Origin of the sequence: Klebsiella sp. 28 (assembly GCF_018223905.1) — a bacterium.
In the GTDB taxonomy this organism is placed as follows: domain Bacteria; phylum Pseudomonadota; class Gammaproteobacteria; order Enterobacterales; family Enterobacteriaceae; genus Klebsiella; species Klebsiella pneumoniae.
The window spans coordinates 18418-34261 of record NZ_JAGRQY010000037.1 but is presented as its reverse complement, the minus strand read 5'-3'; the positions used below and the strand labels follow the sequence as shown (position 1 = coordinate 34261).

At 55.9% G+C, this 15844-nt stretch carries 18 protein-coding genes; 13 read left to right on the top strand and 5 right to left on the bottom strand.

All coding sequences use genetic code 11. The annotated features are described in order from the left end of the window. The first annotated feature begins 341 nt into the window (after window positions 1–341). From drpB to KHQ28_RS07375, 4 genes are all read left to right on the top strand, one after another. Window positions 342–623: a cell division protein DrpB gene (drpB, locus tag KHQ28_RS07390; RefSeq protein ID WP_004151461.1), complete on the top strand. Its 282-nt coding sequence runs from the start codon at window positions 342–344 to the stop codon at window positions 621–623. A 42-nt stretch (window positions 624–665) separates the two neighbouring features. Then, on the top strand, window positions 666–1373 hold the full coding sequence (locus tag KHQ28_RS07385) for a phosphohydrolase (protein WP_002911594.1): 708 nt from the start codon (window positions 666–668) through the stop codon (window positions 1371–1373). Between the two features lie 76 nt (window positions 1374–1449). Next, window positions 1450–2850 (top strand): DNA cytosine methyltransferase, encoded by a 1401-nt coding sequence (locus tag KHQ28_RS07380; RefSeq protein ID WP_014343261.1) that lies wholly within the window; start codon window positions 1450–1452, stop codon window positions 2848–2850. Further along, entirely contained in the window at window positions 2831–3325 is a 495-nt protein-coding gene (locus KHQ28_RS07375; protein ID WP_032419454.1) for a very short patch repair endonuclease, read from the top strand. Before KHQ28_RS07380 ends, KHQ28_RS07375 begins: the two co-directional genes overlap by 20 nt. Here KHQ28_RS07375 and yedA read toward each other — a convergent pair. Continuing rightward, entirely contained in the window at window positions 3300–4211 is a 912-nt protein-coding gene (gene yedA, locus KHQ28_RS07370; protein WP_004184683.1) for a drug/metabolite exporter YedA, read from the bottom strand. The genes KHQ28_RS07375 and yedA overlap by 26 nt on opposite strands. A gap of 183 nt (window positions 4212–4394) precedes the next feature. Here yedA and KHQ28_RS07365 point away from each other — a divergent pair, with 183 nt between their 5' ends. Further along, window positions 4395–5306, top strand: coding sequence for a DUF808 domain-containing protein (locus tag KHQ28_RS07365; RefSeq protein WP_002911591.1), 912 nt, complete (start codon window positions 4395–4397; stop codon window positions 5304–5306). 114 nt (window positions 5307–5420) lie between these two features. Continuing rightward, window positions 5421–7100 (top strand): cellulose biosynthesis regulator diguanylate cyclase DgcQ, encoded by a 1680-nt coding sequence (dgcQ, locus tag KHQ28_RS07360; protein WP_032418754.1) that lies wholly within the window; start codon window positions 5421–5423, stop codon window positions 7098–7100. Window positions 7101–7399: 299 nt separating this feature from the next. Here the strand turns inward: dgcQ and KHQ28_RS07355 are convergent, their stop codons facing one another. After that, window positions 7400–7621, bottom strand: coding sequence for a YodD family protein (locus tag KHQ28_RS07355; RefSeq protein WP_002911589.1), 222 nt, complete (start codon window positions 7619–7621; stop codon window positions 7400–7402). Window positions 7622–7754: 133 nt separating this feature from the next. Here KHQ28_RS07355 and dsrB point away from each other — a divergent pair, with 133 nt between their 5' ends. Beyond that, the gene (gene dsrB, locus KHQ28_RS07350) at window positions 7755–7946 is read left to right on the top strand and encodes a protein DsrB (protein WP_002911586.1); all 192 of its coding nucleotides are present in this window, start codon (window positions 7755–7757) and stop codon (window positions 7944–7946) included. Between the two features lie 32 nt (window positions 7947–7978). Here dsrB and rcsA read toward each other — a convergent pair whose 3' ends face one another. Next, entirely contained in the window at window positions 7979–8602 is a 624-nt protein-coding gene (rcsA, locus tag KHQ28_RS07345) for a transcriptional regulator RcsA (protein ID WP_002911561.1), read from the bottom strand. 372 nt (window positions 8603–8974) lie between these two features. Here rcsA and yedD point away from each other — a divergent pair, with 372 nt between their 5' ends. Beyond that, the gene (gene yedD, locus KHQ28_RS07340) at window positions 8975–9409 is read left to right on the top strand and encodes a lipoprotein YedD (protein ID WP_004189223.1); all 435 of its coding nucleotides are present in this window, start codon (window positions 8975–8977) and stop codon (window positions 9407–9409) included. Window positions 9410–9450: 41 nt separating this feature from the next. Here yedD and amyA read toward each other — a convergent pair whose 3' ends face one another. Next, window positions 9451–10938 (bottom strand): alpha-amylase, encoded by a 1488-nt coding sequence (gene amyA / locus KHQ28_RS07335; protein ID WP_004189225.1) that lies wholly within the window; start codon window positions 10936–10938, stop codon window positions 9451–9453. A gap of 200 nt (window positions 10939–11138) precedes the next feature. Between amyA and tcyJ the strand changes: the two genes are divergently transcribed. From tcyJ to sdiA, 5 genes are all read left to right on the top strand, one after another. After that, entirely contained in the window at window positions 11139–11939 is an 801-nt protein-coding gene (tcyJ, locus tag KHQ28_RS07330; protein ID WP_004141135.1) for a cystine ABC transporter substrate-binding protein, read from the top strand. Window positions 11940–12034: 95 nt separating this feature from the next. Then, window positions 12035–13021, top strand: a complete 987-nt coding sequence (gene dcyD, locus KHQ28_RS07325) for a D-cysteine desulfhydrase (RefSeq protein ID WP_004180445.1) — start codon at window positions 12035–12037, stop codon at window positions 13019–13021. Between the two features lie 15 nt (window positions 13022–13036). Then, window positions 13037–13705: a cystine ABC transporter permease gene (gene tcyL, locus KHQ28_RS07320; protein WP_002911547.1), complete on the top strand. Its 669-nt coding sequence runs from the start codon at window positions 13037–13039 to the stop codon at window positions 13703–13705. Next, window positions 13702–14454, top strand: coding sequence for an L-cystine ABC transporter ATP-binding protein TcyN (gene tcyN / locus KHQ28_RS07315; RefSeq protein ID WP_004151455.1), 753 nt, complete (start codon window positions 13702–13704; stop codon window positions 14452–14454). Before tcyL ends, tcyN begins: the two co-directional genes overlap by 4 nt. A gap of 317 nt (window positions 14455–14771) precedes the next feature. Then, on the top strand, window positions 14772–15494 hold the full coding sequence (gene sdiA / locus KHQ28_RS07310; RefSeq protein WP_002911542.1) for a transcriptional regulator SdiA: 723 nt from the start codon (window positions 14772–14774) through the stop codon (window positions 15492–15494). Between the two features lie 67 nt (window positions 15495–15561). Here sdiA and KHQ28_RS07305 read toward each other — a convergent pair whose 3' ends face one another. After that, window positions 15562–15786 (bottom strand): DUF2594 family protein, encoded by a 225-nt coding sequence (locus tag KHQ28_RS07305; protein ID WP_002911541.1) that lies wholly within the window; start codon window positions 15784–15786, stop codon window positions 15562–15564. Window positions 15787–15844 lie beyond the last annotated feature (58 nt).

Below are 15844 nucleotides of genomic sequence, written 5' to 3'. Positions count from 1 at the left end.
GCAATGGGTTATTGTATCTTTGGTTGGTTGTTGTTAATTTTATGAAATAAAATGCACAAATAGCAATCAAGCACATTATTCATTATGGAAATTTATTTTGTGTGAATGTAAATATCCAGGGAATTATCAACCCAGCTTGCGATATTTAAGGAATGAATAGCTTTAAGCGTACGGGAGATAATAAGGACATCTCTTCAGCCTGTGCGCATTGGCAGCATAAGTCGCGAGAAGGCGCAGAAGACAAAGATGAAACTGCTGCCTGTGACGCAGGTTAGCGGTATAATGTGATGCGTGTCACGTTTTGAGTGACAATAGTCTGTTGTGTCACGGAGAGGAATGAGATGGAAGAGCAGGCAAAACGCAGCCCGGGAGGGAAACTTGCGCTCTGGGCGTTGTATGCTTTTTGCGGATATTGTGTCTGGGTCATTGTGCGTTACTGGTGGGTAGTGGGAAAAATTCACAGCGTTCCCGGCGCCAGCGTGGAGGGTGATTTTGGAACAACGGCCGGGAAATGGCTTGGCGCCCTGTTGGGTATGCTGGTCCTCGGCGGCATTGGCTCTATTCTCGGCGCGGTCGTCTGGTATACGCGTCCATCCCGCGGCGAGCAGGATCATCAGCGCTAAAATTGCTATGCTCGAGGCTGACCCTCAGAAAAAGGAAAGCCTATGGACCTGGTTGACTGGCAGCAACGATTTGAGCGCTGGATACTGACGCACCATGCGCAGGATGACGCCGCACACGATCTGTCCCATTTTCGTCGCGTCTGGGCGACCGCCACTCAGCTGGCCGCGGGGGAGGAAGTCGACCGGCTGGTACTCCTCACGGCCTGCTATTTTCATGACATCGTCAGCTTGCCAAAAAATCATCCGGAGCGAAGTCGATCCTCGATGATGGCCGCCGAGAAAACCCTCGCCATTCTGCAGTCGGCCTTTGCTGATTTTCCTGCGGATCGTTACCCGGCGGTCAGCCATGCCATCGAGGCGCACAGCTTCAGCGCGGCGATCCCACCGCGCACGCTGGAGGCGAAAATAGTTCAGGATGCCGATCGACTCGAGTCGCTGGGAGCCATTGGTCTGGCGAGGGTCTTCGCTGTCGCCGGCGCCCTGAATACCATCTTGTTTGATGCCGAAGATCCTTTTGCTGATCGGCGGGCGCTGGATGACCGCAAATATGCCCTCGACCATTTCCAGTGCAAACTTCTGCGCCTGCCGGAAACCATGCAAACTGATAAGGGGAAAGCGATGGCGCAGCATAATGCCCGTTTTCTCGTCGAATTTATGGCTAAGCTCAGCGCGGAGCTGCAGGGGGAGCCGCTGGCGCTGGATGAAGCGGTTTTGCGCCGCTTTGCACCGCAGGCGTCAACCGACCGGTGATTTATGGTACTCTCTGCCAAAATCGTCCGCGTTGGTTGAGGATATGCCGCAAAAGTTAAGCAAGGAACACAGGTCGTTGTCGTTGGCTGAACAGGCCGGGGAAGACGCTGAGGCGCTGCTGCGTCAGCTGATGACGATCTACGATGTAAAAACGCTGGTTGCCGAACTGGTGAGCGTCGGCGAACAGCACTGGAGCGCGGCGATCCTCAAGCGCGTGGCGGCGCTTGGCCGCGCGGCGGAGCGTTTGCGCCCGCAGGAAGTTGCTCATCTGGCGACGCTCCTGCCTTCGCCGCCGGCCCATCATCCGCACTATGGGTTCCGTTTTATCGATCTGTTTGCCGGTATTGGCGGGATCCGCAGTGGTTTTGAAGCCATCGGCGGGCAGTGCGTTTTCACCAGCGAGTGGAACAAGCACGCGGTACGCACCTATAAGGCCAACTGGTACTGTGATCCGCAGCAGCACCGTTTTAATGAAGATATCCGCGATATTACCCTCAGCCAACGCTCTGACGTTAGCGACGAGGAGGCGGCGCGGCATATTCGCGAATCTATCCCTCAGCATGATGTGCTGCTGGCTGGCTTCCCCTGCCAGCCTTTCTCGCTTGCCGGCGTCTCTAAGAAAAATGCGATGGGCCGTGCGCATGGCTTTGCCTGCGAAACCCAGGGAACGCTGTTTTTTGACGTGGTGAGAATTATCGCGGCTCGTCAGCCAGCGATTTTTGTGCTGGAGAATGTCAAAAACCTCAAAAGCCACGATCAGGGGCGCACCTTCCGTATCATCATGCAGACGCTGGATGAGCTGGGATATGAAGTAGCTGACGCGGGGCATACCGGGCCGGATGACCCGAAGGTGATTGACGGGCGCCATTTCTTGCCTCAGCACCGGGAGCGCATCGTGCTGGTGGGTTTCCGTCGCGATCTGCAGCTGCATGCTGGATTTACGCTGCGCGACATCGCGGCGCAGTACCCGGCGGTGCGGCCAACATTTGGCGAGCTGCTGGAGCCGACGGTCGATGCGAAATTTATTCTTACGCCGGTGCTGTGGAAATATCTTTATCGTTATGCCCGCAAGCATCAGGCGCGGGGCAATGGCTTTGGTTATGGCCTGGTTGACCCCGCCAATCCCCACAGCGTGGCCCGGACGCTTTCTGCCCGCTACTATAAAGATGGTGCCGAAATTCTCGTCGATCGCGGCTGGGACCGGCCGCTCGGTGAGAAGCATTTTGACGATCCGCTGAATCAACAGCGGCGGCCTCGCCGGTTGACGCCGCGCGAATGCGCCCGGCTGATGGGCTTTGAATCCCCGCAGGGGGCGCGTTTTCGCATCCCGGTATCGGATACGCAGGCCTATCGTCAGTTTGGCAACTCGGTGGTGGTTCCGGTCTTCGCCGCGGTGGCGAAACTCCTGGCGCCGCGCATCGCTCAGGCGGTGGCGCGCCGTGAAGCGGATGATAATGATGGCGGATGTTCACGATAAAGCGACGCGCAGTAAAAATATGCGGGCGATCGCCACGCGCGATACGGCGATCGAAAAGCGGATAGCGGCGCTGCTGACCGGGGCGGGATTCACCTTTGTTGCCCAGGATCGCGCGCTGCCGGGACGTCCCGATTTCTCTTTACCCGACTACCGTTGCGTTATCTTTACTCACGGCTGTTTCTGGCATCACCATGACTGCTATCTGTTTAAGGTGCCGGCCACCCGCACGGCATTCTGGCTGGACAAAATCGCCGGTAACGTGGCGCGCGACGCCCGCGACCGGCAAAAGCTGGCCGAAGAGGGCTGGCGGGTATTAATCATCTGGGAATGCGCCCTGCGCGGGCGCCTTAGGCTGAGTGATGCGGCGCTCACCGAACGTCTGGAAGAGTGGATCTGCGGCGCCGGACACGACGCGCAGATCGATACGCAGGGGATCCGCGAACTGACGACTACTTCGACGCCTTACAAGGAGTAGCCTCGCTGCGGACGGGGAAGAGATATTTCCCCAGCGTTACCAGCACTACGGCGAAAATAATCACCGCCAGCGCCAGCCACTCAATGAGCGACAGGCTCTCGCCGCCGAACCCAGTACCGAGGAGCACCGCGACCACCGGATTAACATAGGCGTAGCTGGTGGCGACCGCAGGGGTGACATTGCGGATTAAAAACATGTAGGCGTTAATGGCGATCAGCGAGCCAAAGATGGCCAGATAGGCCAGGGCGGCGATCCCGGACCAGGAAGGGACGCGGGTTAAGGTTTCACCGCTCAGCCATGAGGCCGCCAGCAGGACGATCCCGGCGGCGAGCATCTCGATTGCCCCCGCCATCATGCCGGTCGGCAGTACGATTCGCGAACCGTAAACCGAGCCGAAGGCCCAGCTTAGGGAACCAATCAGGATCAGCAGTGCGCCCCAGGGGTTGCCGTTCAGGTTGCCTCCGCTGTTGAGCATCACGATACCCGCAAGGCCAATGGCAATGCCCAGCCACTCCAGTTTACGGGTGGCGATGCCGAAAAAGCGGCTGAAGCATAAGGTGAACAGCGGTACGGTGGCGACCATCACCGCCGCGATGCCGGAGGGGACGTGCTGATGTTCAGCCAGCGTCACGAAGCCGTTGCCAACCGCAAGCAGCAACACGCCGATCAGCGCAGCGTTAAGCAGCGGACGACGCGCCGGTAGCTTATGGCCGGTGGCCAGTAGCCACCCCAGCAACAGCACGCCGGCAGCGAGAAAACGAATGCCGGCCATCATTAGCGGCGGCCAGCTGGCGACCCCGACGGCGATAGCGAAATAGGTAGAGCCCCAGATGATATACAGCGCAAACAGCGCCCCGATGAGCGGTAAAAGCTGACGGGTAGACATACTTCCTCACGACGGTGCAGAGATAGAAAGGGGACATATAGTAAACGTGAAAACTATCGTGCTGGCGAGTGGTTAATTTGCGTCAGGTTGTTAAATTTATATTGACTAATTGTACCTTGGGCACCGGCCGTTTTTTAACGCATACTCGAGGGAGACATTGATGAAAAGAGAAGGAAAATCATTTTGGCAGGAAGTAGTCTTTTAACATTACTTGATGATATCGCCACGCTGCTGGACGATATTTCCGTGATGGGCAAGGTAGCGGCGAAAAAAACGGCGGGGGTGCTGGGCGACGATTTGTCTCTCAATGCCCAACAGGTTACCGGCGTGCGGGCGAATCGCGAGTTGCCCGTGGTCTGGGGAGTGGCGAAAGGGTCGTTCGTTAACAAAGTGATCCTCGTGCCACTGGCTTTGTTGATCAGCGCCTTCATCCCCTGGGCGATTACGCCATTGTTGATGCTGGGCGGCGCGTTTCTCTGTTTCGAAGGGGTGGAGAAGGTACTGCACAGTCTGGAAGCGCGGAAACACAAAGAGGATCCTGAACGGCGGCAGCAGCGTCTCGCCGCGCTGGCGGAGCGCGATCCGCTGGCCTTTGAGCGTGACAAAGTAAAAGGCGCGATTCGCACCGATTTTATTTTGTCCGCGGAAATTGTCGCCATTACCCTCGGCATCGTGGCGGAAGCTCCGCTGCTTAACCAAATCCTTATTCTTTCGGGGATTGCGATTCTGGTCACTATCGGGGTGTATGGCCTGGTGGGGGTGATCGTCAAGCTGGACGACATGGGTTACTGGCTGGCGGAAAAACGTAGTGCGCTGGCGCAGTGGCTGGGTAAAGGGCTCCTGGCCGTCGCTCCCCGCCTGATGAAGGTGTTGTCCATCGTCGGGACGCTGGCCATGTTCCTCGTCGGCGGGGGGATAGTCGTTCACGGTATTGCGCCGCTGCATCATGCCATCGAGCACTGGAGCGCGGGGTTGGGTGGGGTGATGGCCTCCACGCTGCCGGTCGTCGCCAACCTGGTGCTGGGTTTTATCATCGGCGCGGTGGTGCTGGCGGGCGTTAAGGCGGTGAGCAGCCTGCGTGGCGCTGGAAAGTAGCATGGCGAAACGCAGCGTAACGGCGCCGCGTGTTCTACCCTAAAACGCCCCGGGTATCGACAGAGACCGGGGCGCTGACGCCGCGAGGTTTGCGCAACGTACTGCGAGAGAAAGATGGATAAGCCACTGCGGTTGAAGTTAAAAAAGTGCTACCACCTGGCTCGCCCGGCGCATGTGGTTAACGCTTGTTTTATCGCAGTGCTGTTTTTCTCCACGCTGCTGATCTGGCGTGAAATCAATGTCCTGGAAGAGGCCTACGTGGCCAACCAGCGTAACAATCTGGCTAACGTCGCTCATGAAATGGATGGGCTGTTGCAGTTCAACATCGACAGAATGATGTTTTTTCGCCATGGGATGCAGGCGGCGCTCGAACAGCCGCTCGATATCGATGTATTGCGTAAGGCCAGCCAACGCTATCTGAGCCAGCGCCATCAGCAGGCCTGGCGGGTGGCGCTACCGAATCGGCGTACGCTGCCGGTGTTTGGCATCTCGGGCAGCGTCGCTGGCGACAACCCTATCCTGCTGGTGGACGATCCGCTGGCGGCTGATGAACTAATGGCGACGCTCGAGCTGGGTTATCTGCTAAATCTGACGCAGCACGATCGCGATTTCGCCGAGCGGATGCAGTATATCTCTCGTAGCGGCTTTTTTACCTCGACCCTGCCGCTGCGGGATGAGTCGCAGGTGATAACGCACTATTCCCAAGCCCTCGGCGCTCCGTGGTTTACCCGCCAGACCCAACGAAATAATCCGGGGCGAGGCGTTATCTGGCAAACCTTTCCTGACGATGACCCGCAGCTGGAAGAGCAGGTGGTCACCGCTTCGATACCGTTGGATTTTGCCGGTTACTGGCGCGGCGTGCTGGCGATGGATTTCTCAGTCAGTGAAATCAAAGCGTTTTTGGTTAGCGCCATGCAGGGGGGACAAGAGGGAGAGTACCAACTTTATGATAGCCATTTGAACCTGCTGGCTTCTTCCGCGCCGGGGAATGTCCTGACCCTGCTGTCCCCGCGCGAGCAGGAGCTGCTGAGCCGCGCGTTTGTCCATGATAACCAGGGAGGGCTGCGTCTGCTGACGCGCTATATCAGCTGGGCCAAACTGCGCAATTTTGACGGCGTGCTGCTGCGGATCCACACTCTGCGGGAAGGCGTCCGCGGGAACTTTGGCACCATCACCATCGCCCTGACCCTGATGTGGGTCCTCTTCACCTTGATGCTGTTGCTCTCCTGGCTGGTGATCCGCCGCATGGTCCGCAACATGAGCGTTTTGCAAACCTCTCTGGAGTGGCAGGCATGGCACGATGCCTTGACCCGCCTGCTCAATCGCGGGGCGCTGTTTGAACAGGCGATGGCGGTAGCCAGCGACTGCCAGCGCAGCGGACGGCCGCTGGCGGTGATCCAGCTCGATCTGGATCATTTTAAGCACATCAACGATCGCTATGGTCATCAGGCGGGGGACAGGGTGCTGTCGATGGTGGCCAGTACGCTGTCCAGCGCGGTTCGGCAGGGCGATCTGCTGGGCAGAGTGGGCGGAGAAGAGTTTTGTATCGTGATGCCGAATACCACCCTGCAGGAAGCGGCGGCGGTGGCGGAGCGATTGCGCCAGCGTATTCAGGGACGGGAAGTCTTTTTGCATAACAACGTGACGCTGCGGGTTAGCGCCTCGTTAGGGGTGAGCGCCAGCGAAGAGCGGGTGGAGTATCAGTTTGAAGCGCTGCAGTCGGTGGCCGATGGGCGACTCTATCTGGCCAAGCAAAATGGGCGTAACCAGGTCTGTTTTCGCAGCGCAGCGTGAGTAAAACGTTTCGATGTCGATTGGCAAAATGAGAATTATCTTAAAGTGATCGCAGGCGATCGCGCTATCGAATGAAACCGGTTTGCGGCTAAGCCTTCTCACATCAGCCTTGCAGCCCGGTCAGTCACCAGGCGCCAACATTCTCAATATTTTGCGTCATGAATATCTCTTGTCATGCAAAATAATTGAGGATAATGTTTCAACGCATCGGATTTCCCGGTGTAACGAATTTTCAAGTGCTTCTTGCATTAGCAAGTTTGATCCCGACTCCTGCGAGTCGGGATTTTTTTCGCCTGCCGCTAACGGTTGGCTTCACTGGCGCTGAAATCGTGAATATCGAGTTCGAATGCCTCCGCCAGCTCACGCCAGGTATGTGACCCGCGGCCATCGATGCTGGCGCGCTGCGGGTCGTCCAGCGTGCGATGGACTTCGCTTTCGCTGATCTCATTTATCGCCGCCAGCAGGGCATCTACGTTGACGTCAAGGTCGTCCCCGGTCTGGCCTGTTAATTGGTGCTTCATCATTACCCCCTCGCTGAGCGTTGCTCAAGCCTCTCTAAGTATAGCCGGTCTAAAAAAGCGCCAGTCACGTGCCGCGACGCTGCGAGTTGCGTGGTTTTGTTCTACACTGGCTGAAAATATAGAGGAGATGATTATGCAGGTGAACGATCGTGTCACGGTGAAGACCGACGGTGGCCCACGTCGATCGGGGGTAGTGCTGGCGATTGAGTCGTTTAGTGAAGGAACGATGTATCTGGTTTCACTGGAAGACTATCCTCTGGGGATCTGGTTTTTTAATGAAATAGGCCACCCGGATGGGATTTTCGTGGAAAAAGAGGTCTCGTAAAACTGAACTGGCGGGAGCGCCGCCAGTTTGTTTCAGCGCATATTTACCTGAATACCGGAGGTGATGTTTTCGGTCAGCCGAACGATATGATAAATCACCTGCTTATTATGCGTTTGTATTTTCTTTTTAATATTGCCTTTATGCGACGATACCGTCTTCGCTTTGATGTTCATTTGCGTTGAGATTTGCGAAGTACCATGCCCGGCCATCCACATTTGCAGCATATTTGATTCTGTTTTACTCAGTGACAATGTCGGTAAAGTTAACTGCCCTACACTGGTGTTTTTGTATTTAAGATAATTAACCAGAATAACATCAAGGTCTTTTGGGGTTATCGATTTTGAACTGATTAGCAGATTCTTCCGTACCCGCAAATAGCGGTCAAAATGGATGTTCGCCAGCGACATAAAGATAACAAACAGCGTCGCCGGGTTTTGCGTAATGATCTGGCGAATAATGCCATTACTTTCATCATCATGCACGAAACAGTCTTCATTCAGAAACACCACCGCCGGGCAACACGACGTACAGTGTTTCTGCAGATCCGCAGCACTGTTGACCTCAACGATTTCCTGTTTTTTAATTCCCCGACTGGTCAGATATCCCGTCAATCCCAACCGGGTATAGCTGCACAAATCCATAATCATCGTTGACATGACCCATCCTCAATCAACACGTAACGATATACACTTCGCACTGGCTGTGCGAAGCAGTCCTTGCGGGCGATAATAATAGTAGGTTTAGAAAGAACCCATTAGCTCCATTAAACTATTCCGCATCTGTGCATATAATTTGCCAGGAAAACTCTTAAAGTAAAGTCAAGAACCGGTAGTGTGACCGAATTAAAAACAAAAAGTGCCCGTAGATGCTATGGTTACGCGCCCAGTATTCTTTTACTTTCAGAATTTCCTTACTTCAAATGAAACCCACGTTAGCGGTTGCTAGCTTGCTCGCTTATCCCTTTGCGGTGGGGGTGGAAGGCTTAACGCTTTAATGCCACAATACTTTTTTATCGGCTTGTGGGATGAATGATGAAAAAGTTATTTTTTGCTGGCATGGTGGTGGCGCTGGCCGGTTGCGTACAGGTTGATCGTTATGAGGACGTCGTTAAAGCGCCGGCGCCGGCTGGCCTTGCAGGTTTTTGGCAAACGAAAGGGCCGCAGAGCGCGATGATGAGTCCTGACGCCATTGCCAGCCTGATTGTCACCAAAGAAGGGGACACCTTCGACTGCCGCCAGTGGCAGCGCGTGATTGCGCAGCCGGGGAAACTGATGAATCGTGACAGTGAGATCTACAACGTGACCGCTTCCCTGGACATCTATCCTGTCGAGCGCGAGGGCAACACGATCTCCTACGATCGGATGACGTTGTCCCGTGTTGAACGTCTCACTCCGGAGTGCGAGAAGGCGTGGGCCAAAGCGCGAGCGACGGGGCCCGTTAGCGCGCCGGCCTCCACGCGCTGAGATTTTGGCGGGCCATAGCTGGCCCGCCCGGCGTCAGGGAACTACAGCACCTCCTCTAACACCCACACGCTCACGCTCCCCCCGTTACATGTAAAGGTCGCGCAGCCTTCGCCATCGGTTTCGACAATCTCTTCCCGGTTACCGAGAAAATCCCGCCAGCGTTTGTTGCCATAGTTTTCGCCCAGCGTCAGCGTCTTTTCGCCTTCATCGCCATTGGACATGATCACCACGCAGCCTGGATCGTCGTCAGTACCGCTACGACTAAAGGCGATGCAGTTAGGATGATCGAACCAAAGGGTTTGCACGCCATGGGCAAAACGCTGACGGGCGTCGATCAGCTCGTGGAGTTGTTCGATAACGGGCATCTCAATGGCATATGTCTCTCCGTCGCCGCCGGTATCCTCATAGGAAGCGCCGAAGAGATCGGCATAAAAGACCGAGGGCACGCCATTCTCCCGCAGCAGGATCAGCGCATAGGCGAGGGGCTTGAACCAGGGTTCAACCGGCGCCTCGAGGGCCTGCAGCGGCTGCGTATCATGATTGGTGACCAGAGTGACGGCATGGAAAGGGTCGGCTTCCACCAGCGTCCCGCTGAAAATCTGGCTCATGTCATAATCGCGGCCCTGGCGTGACGCTTCATGAAATTTCATCTGCAGTGGGGCATCAAACAGCATCGTTTTGCCCTCGACCAGGTCGATATACTGCTGGAGCTTCTCCACTTCATGGGACCAGTATTCCGCTACAATAAACAGCGGCTGCGGGGCCACCTCCTGAACATGCTCGATCCACGCTTTATAAAACCAGGCGGGGATATGCTTGACCGCGTCAAGACGAAAACCGTCGCAGCCGGTCTGCTCCATTACCCAGCGCGCCCAGTATTTGATCTCCTCGGTCACTGCATGATTGCGGAAATCGATATTGGCGCCCATCAGATAGTCAAAGTTGCCGAGCTCATCATCGACCTGTTCATTCCAGCCTTCGCCGGTGTAATCGTTGACGATTTTAAACACACCGTCTTCCGTCGGGTTCTCGATGTGGTCAATGCCGCTAAAACATTTGTAGTCCCAGACAAACTGCGAATACTGTCCGGCGCGCACCGGGAAGGTGTAGCGCGTCCATGCCTCGCACTCAATGATCTCCTCGTCAATTTGCGTACGATCCTGCTCATCGACGCGCTGAACGCGCAGAGCCTCTTTTTCATCAGCGCCCATTTTATGGTTGACAACCACATCCAGCAGTACGGCGATATTGTGCTCCTTCAGGGCGTTGATCGCCGCCAGCAACTGCGCTTTGTCGCCATATTTGGTGGCGACAGACCCTTTTTGATCAAACTCGCCGAGGTCAAAGAGATCGTAGGTATCATAGCCGACGGAGTAACCGCCCGAGGCGCCTTTGTAGGCGGGTGGCAACCAGACCATATTGATGCCGATTTCATTCAGGCTGGGCGCCAGCGCTTCGACCTCAGGCCACAGCTCGCCGCCGGTGGGGTAGTACCAGTGAAAACATTGCAATAAGGTGGGGTTTTTCATCTTCCATGCTCCAGACGTCAACAGGCTGACCTTTGCAGTATGGGAGATATCCAGCAAAAAGGGTGAGGAAAGCCCTGATTTTCGCTATACCCTAAAGCGGATCATATATAATAAATTTGCATAAGATGTAGCGTAACGATGTTGGTGTCAGGGCATTAAGCGCCTTACACTACAGGAAAATCCTAACCTTCGGGGTATCTATGAAATTAGCACTTCTGGGTCGTCAGGCGATGATGGGCGCGATGGCCGTTGTTTTGATGGCTGGCGTCAGCGTGAAAACTTTTGCGGCGGAAAACCTGCTCAATCAGATTAAAGAGCGCGGCACCCTACGCGTGGGCCTCGAAGGCACCTACCCTCCCTTTAGTTTCCAGGGGGATGACGGCAAGCTGACCGGGTTTGAAGTGGAATTCGCTAACGAACTGGCGAAACATCTTGGCGTGAAGGCCGATCTCAAACCGACCAAGTGGGACGGTATGCTGGCCTCGCTGGACTCCAAGCGTATCGACGTGGTGATTAACCAGGTCACTATCTCTGACGAACGTAAGAAGAAATACGATTTCTCCACCCCATATACCGTCTCCGGCGTGCAGGCGCTGGTGAAGAAGGGTAACGAAGGCGTGATTAAAACCGCGGCGGATCTGAAAGGCAAGAAAGTGGGCGTCGGACTGGGCACTAACTATGAAGAGTGGCTGCGTCAGAATGTCCAGGGCGTGGACGTCCGTACCTATGATGACGATCCCACCAAATACCAGGATCTGCGTGTAGGTCGTATTGACGCCATTCTGGTAGACCGTCTGGCGGCGTTGGATCTGGTGAAGAAAACCAACAATACGCTGGCGGTAACCGGCGAAGCCTTCTCTCGTCAGGAAGCTGGCGTTGCGCTGCGTAAAGGCAACGACGACCTGCTGAAAGCGGTAGATGGCGCGATTGCAGACATGCAGAAAGATGGCAGCCTGAAGGCGCTGTCCGAGAAATGGTTTGGCGCTGACGTGACGAAATAACGGACAGCGGTGAAAAAAGGCGCTCCTGGAAGCGCCTTTTTTTATTTAGCGCGTAACTGTGTGCATAATGAAGCATAACTGAGTCAGGAGGGGCCATGTCACTGCAAAACTTAACCCGCTTTCCGCGCCTGGAATTGATCGGCGCGCCGACGCCGCTGGAGTATCTCCCGCGTCTGTCCGATCACCTTGGGCGCGAAATTTTTATTAAACGTGATGATACGACGCCGCTGGCGATGGGGGGCAACAAACTGCGTAAGCTGGAGTTTCTCGCCGCCGATGCGCTGCGCGAGGGCGCGGATACCTTAATCACCGCCGGCGCGATCCAGTCTAACCATGTGCGTCAGACGGCGGCAGTCGCTGCGAAACTGGGACTGCATTGCGTGGCGCTACTGGAAAATCCCATCGGCACCCGGGCGGAGAACTATCTGAGCAATGGCAACCGTCTGCTGCTGGATCTCTTTAACACCCAGGTTGAGATGTGTGATGCCCTGACCGATCCCGCCGCCCAGCTCGATGAGCTGGCGACCCGCATTGAGGCGCAGGGGTATCGTCCGTATGTTATTCCGGTCGGCGGCTCCAATGCCCTCGGCGCGTTAGGCTATGTGGAAAGCGCACTGGAAATCAGCCAGCAGTGCGAAGACGCGGTGGCGATCTCGTCAGTCGTGGTCGCCTCCGGCAGCGCCGGCACCCATGCCGGATTGGCGGTCGGCCTTGAACAGCTGATGCCGCAGGCGGAACTGATTGGGGTGACCGTGTCGCGCTCGGTCGCTGACCAGTTGCCGAAAGTGGTGGCGCTGCAGCAGGCCGTGGCCAACAGTCTCGAGCTACAGGCGAAGGCTGAAATTATACTGTGGGATGACTACTTTGCCCCAGGATACGGTACGCCAAACGAAGATGGGATGGCCGCCGTGAAGCTGCTGGCGCAGCTGGAAGGTATTTTGCTCGACCCGGTCTATACCGGCAAAGCGATGGCCGGGCTTATCGACGGCATCACGCAGAAGCGCTTTAAGGATGAAGGGCCGATACTGTTCGTCCACACTGGCGGAGCGCCGGCGCTGTTTGCCTATCATCCTCACCTCTAATACAGAAACGACAGCATGCAAGAAAGTATCCAACTGGTCATTGATTCCGCCCCTTTTCTGCTGAAAGGGGCCGTCTTTACGCTGCAGCTGAGCATTGGCGGGATGTTTTTCGGCCTGGTGCTGGGCTTTATCCTGGCGCTGATGCGCATGTCGCCAGTCTGGCCGGTAAAATGGCTGGCGCGCATGTATATCTCCATTTTCCGCGGCACGCCGCTTATCGCCCAGCTGTTTATGATCTACTACGGCTTGCCGCAGTTCGGCATTGAGCTTGACCCGATCCCGGCGGCGATGATCGGCCTGTCGTTGAATACTGCGGCCTATGCGGCGGAAACGCTGCGCGCGGCCATCGCCTCGATTGATAAAGGGCAATGGGAAGCGGCGGCCAGTATCGGTATGACGCCCTGGCAGACGATGCGTCGGGCCATTTTACCCCAGGCGGCGCGGGTCGCTTTGCCGCCGCTGTCGAACAGTTTTATCAGCCTGGTAAAAGATACCTCGCTGGCGGCAACGATCCAGGTGCCGGAGCTGTTCCGTCAGGCGCAGCTAATTACCTCGCGAACCCTGGAGGTCTTCACCATGTATCTGGCGGCCTCCCTGATCTACTGGGTAATGGCGACAGTGCTCTCCTCGCTGCAGAATTATTTTGAAAACCAGCTGAACCGCCAGGAGCGTGATCCGAAATGAGTGCGATAGAAGTGAAAAGCCTGGTAAAAAAATTCCATGGCCAGACGGTGCTCCATGGTATCGACCTGGAGGTACAGAAAGGGGAAGTGGTGGCGATCATCGGCCCCAGCGGCTCGGGCAAAACCACCCTGCTGCGTAGCATCAACCTGCTGGAGCAACCGGAGAGCGGCACTATCCGCGTCGGCGATGTGACGATCGACGCCGGTCGCAGCCTCGGGCCGCAGAAAGGGCTCATTCGCCAGCTGCGCCAGCACGTCGGCTTTGTCTTCCAGAACTTTAATCTGTTTCCCCACCGTACGGTGCTGGAGAACATTATTGAAGGGCCGGTCATCGTAAAAGGTGAAGATAAGCAGGAGTCCATGGCGCGGGCGCGCGAACTGCTGGCGAAGGTGGGGCTCAGCGGAAAAGAGAATAGCTATCCGCGCCGTCTCTCCGGCGGGCAGCAGCAGCGAGTGGCTATTGCCCGCGCGCTGGCTATGCGTCCGGACGTGATCCTGTTTGATGAACCCACCTCGGCCCTCGATCCTGAGCTGGTGGGGGAGGTGCTCAACACCATCCGTCAGCTGGCGCAGGAAAAACGCACCATGGTGATCGTGACCCATGAAATGAGTTTCGCCCGCGACGTAGCCGATCGGGCGATATTTATGGATCAGGGACGCATTGTCGAACAAGGCGAGGCAAAAGCGTTGTTCGCTTCGCCCCAGCAGCCGCGTACCCGTCAGTTCCTTGAAAAATTCCTGATGCAGTAAAGCATGGGCTGGCGTGGCGGCTCAGCTTCGCGGGAGCCGCCGCGTTTAGCCCACTCTCGCGGCGGGGTAACGCCCCCGCGACACGTCTTTGCGCTATTGACTCCCACGGCCGTATACACCGCTTCCCATCGCCCTTGGCAGGGTGTAGAACATGATGGGAGAAAAACGCTATGTTTCTGTGCGGCGAGCGGGAAAATGGCAAGCCTTCAGACTAATAAATGCGACAGCTACGATATTTTATACATATAAATAAGATTTATGTGTTAGTTTTCTGTATTTATAATAATGATTATCAATCAGGAGTTATATGCACAGCTATGAGGGACAATGATTTTTTCAGCTGGCGGCGGGATATGCTGCACCAATTTCAGTCCATGGCCACCGGCGAGGAGGTTTATAATCTCCTGCAACGTGAAACCGAAGCGCTGGAATATGATTACTACACGCTTTGTGTGCGCCACCCGGTGCCTTTCACCCGCCCCCGCGTTACGTTCCAGTCGACTTACCCCCGCGCATGGATGTCGCACTATCAGGCAGAAAATTATTTCGCGATAGATCCTGTGTTACGGCCGGAGAATTTTATGCGTGGCCATCTGCCATGGAACGACAGCCTGTTTCGTGATGCGCCGGCATTGTGGGACGGGGCGCGTGACCATGGTCTGCAAAAGGGCGTGACGCAGTGCCTGACGTTGCCAAACCATGCTCAGGGATTTCTCTCTGTCTCCGCGAACAATCGTCTGCCGGGCGGTTACCCTGAAGATGAGCTTGAGCTGCGTCTGCGAACGCTGACTGAACTAAGCTTGCTGACGCTGCTGCGTCTGGAAGATGAGATGGTGATGCCGCCGGAGATGAAGTTCAGCCGCCGCGAACTGGAAATCCTCAAATGGACGGCGGAAGGAAAGACTTCGGCGGAGGTGGCGATGATTCTCTCGATTTCGGAAAATACGGTGAATTTCCATCAGAAGAATATGCAGCGGAAATTTAATGCGCCGAATAAAACGCAAATTGCCTGCTACGCCGTGGCGACTGGGCTAATCTGAATGCGCCTGCCGTTCTGCGTGTCAGACGTGATACCGGCTGTCAGTGATACTTTCAGCCGGCACAGGATTACTGCCGATAGGCTTGTTTAATCTGCTTAACGGTGCTGGAGAATACGGCGGCCTGAGCCTCATCTTCCATCTGTGAAATCTGCTTTTCCATTTTAATAATCACGCGCCCCGCATCCGCCTGGCCCATCGCCTGCAGCATCAGCGTAATCATCGCTTTCAGGCAGGAGACTTCCTGCGCCAGTTCCTGCTTATTTTCTGCAGTGGAAAAATCTGGTGTGCTCATCGATATCCTCGTTTACTCGCTGCGCTATTGCGCTCTACTCAATGTGAAGGCCGCGCAG

Bases quoted from the DNA above. Each gene is read 5' to 3' on its own strand.
- yedA (WP_004184683.1), bottom strand. From the start codon at position 4,211: ATGTCTACCCGTCAGCTTTTACCGCTCATCGGGGCGCTGTTTGCGCTG.
- KHQ28_RS07385 (WP_002911594.1), top strand. From the start codon at position 666: ATGGACCTGGTTGACTGGCAGCAACGATTTGAGCGCTGGATACTGACG.
- dcyD (WP_004180445.1), top strand. From the start codon at position 12,035: ATGTCACTGCAAAACTTAACCCGCTTTCCGCGCCTGGAATTGATCGGC.
- KHQ28_RS07305 (WP_002911541.1), bottom strand. From the start codon at position 15,786: ATGAGCACACCAGATTTTTCCACTGCAGAAAATAAGCAGGAACTGGCG.
- tcyL (WP_002911547.1), top strand. From the start codon at position 13,037: ATGCAAGAAAGTATCCAACTGGTCATTGATTCCGCCCCTTTTCTGCTG.
- KHQ28_RS07375 (WP_032419454.1), top strand. From the start codon at position 2,831: ATGGCGGATGTTCACGATAAAGCGACGCGCAGTAAAAATATGCGGGCG.
- tcyJ (WP_004141135.1), top strand. From the start codon at position 11,139: ATGAAATTAGCACTTCTGGGTCGTCAGGCGATGATGGGCGCGATGGCC.
- yedD (WP_004189223.1), top strand. From the start codon at position 8,975: ATGATGAAAAAGTTATTTTTTGCTGGCATGGTGGTGGCGCTGGCCGGT.
- drpB (WP_004151461.1), top strand. From the start codon at position 342: ATGGAAGAGCAGGCAAAACGCAGCCCGGGAGGGAAACTTGCGCTCTGG.
- KHQ28_RS07355 (WP_002911589.1), bottom strand. From the start codon at position 7,621: ATGAAGCACCAATTAACAGGCCAGACCGGGGACGACCTTGACGTCAAC.
- rcsA (WP_002911561.1), bottom strand. From the start codon at position 8,602: ATGTCAACGATGATTATGGATTTGTGCAGCTATACCCGGTTGGGATTG.
- dgcQ (WP_032418754.1), top strand. From the start codon at position 5,421: ATGGATAAGCCACTGCGGTTGAAGTTAAAAAAGTGCTACCACCTGGCT.
- sdiA (WP_002911542.1), top strand. From the start codon at position 14,772: ATGAGGGACAATGATTTTTTCAGCTGGCGGCGGGATATGCTGCACCAA.
- amyA (WP_004189225.1), bottom strand. From the start codon at position 10,938: ATGAAAAACCCCACCTTATTGCAATGTTTTCACTGGTACTACCCCACC.
- dsrB (WP_002911586.1), top strand. From the start codon at position 7,755: ATGCAGGTGAACGATCGTGTCACGGTGAAGACCGACGGTGGCCCACGT.
- tcyN (WP_004151455.1), top strand. From the start codon at position 13,702: ATGAGTGCGATAGAAGTGAAAAGCCTGGTAAAAAAATTCCATGGCCAG.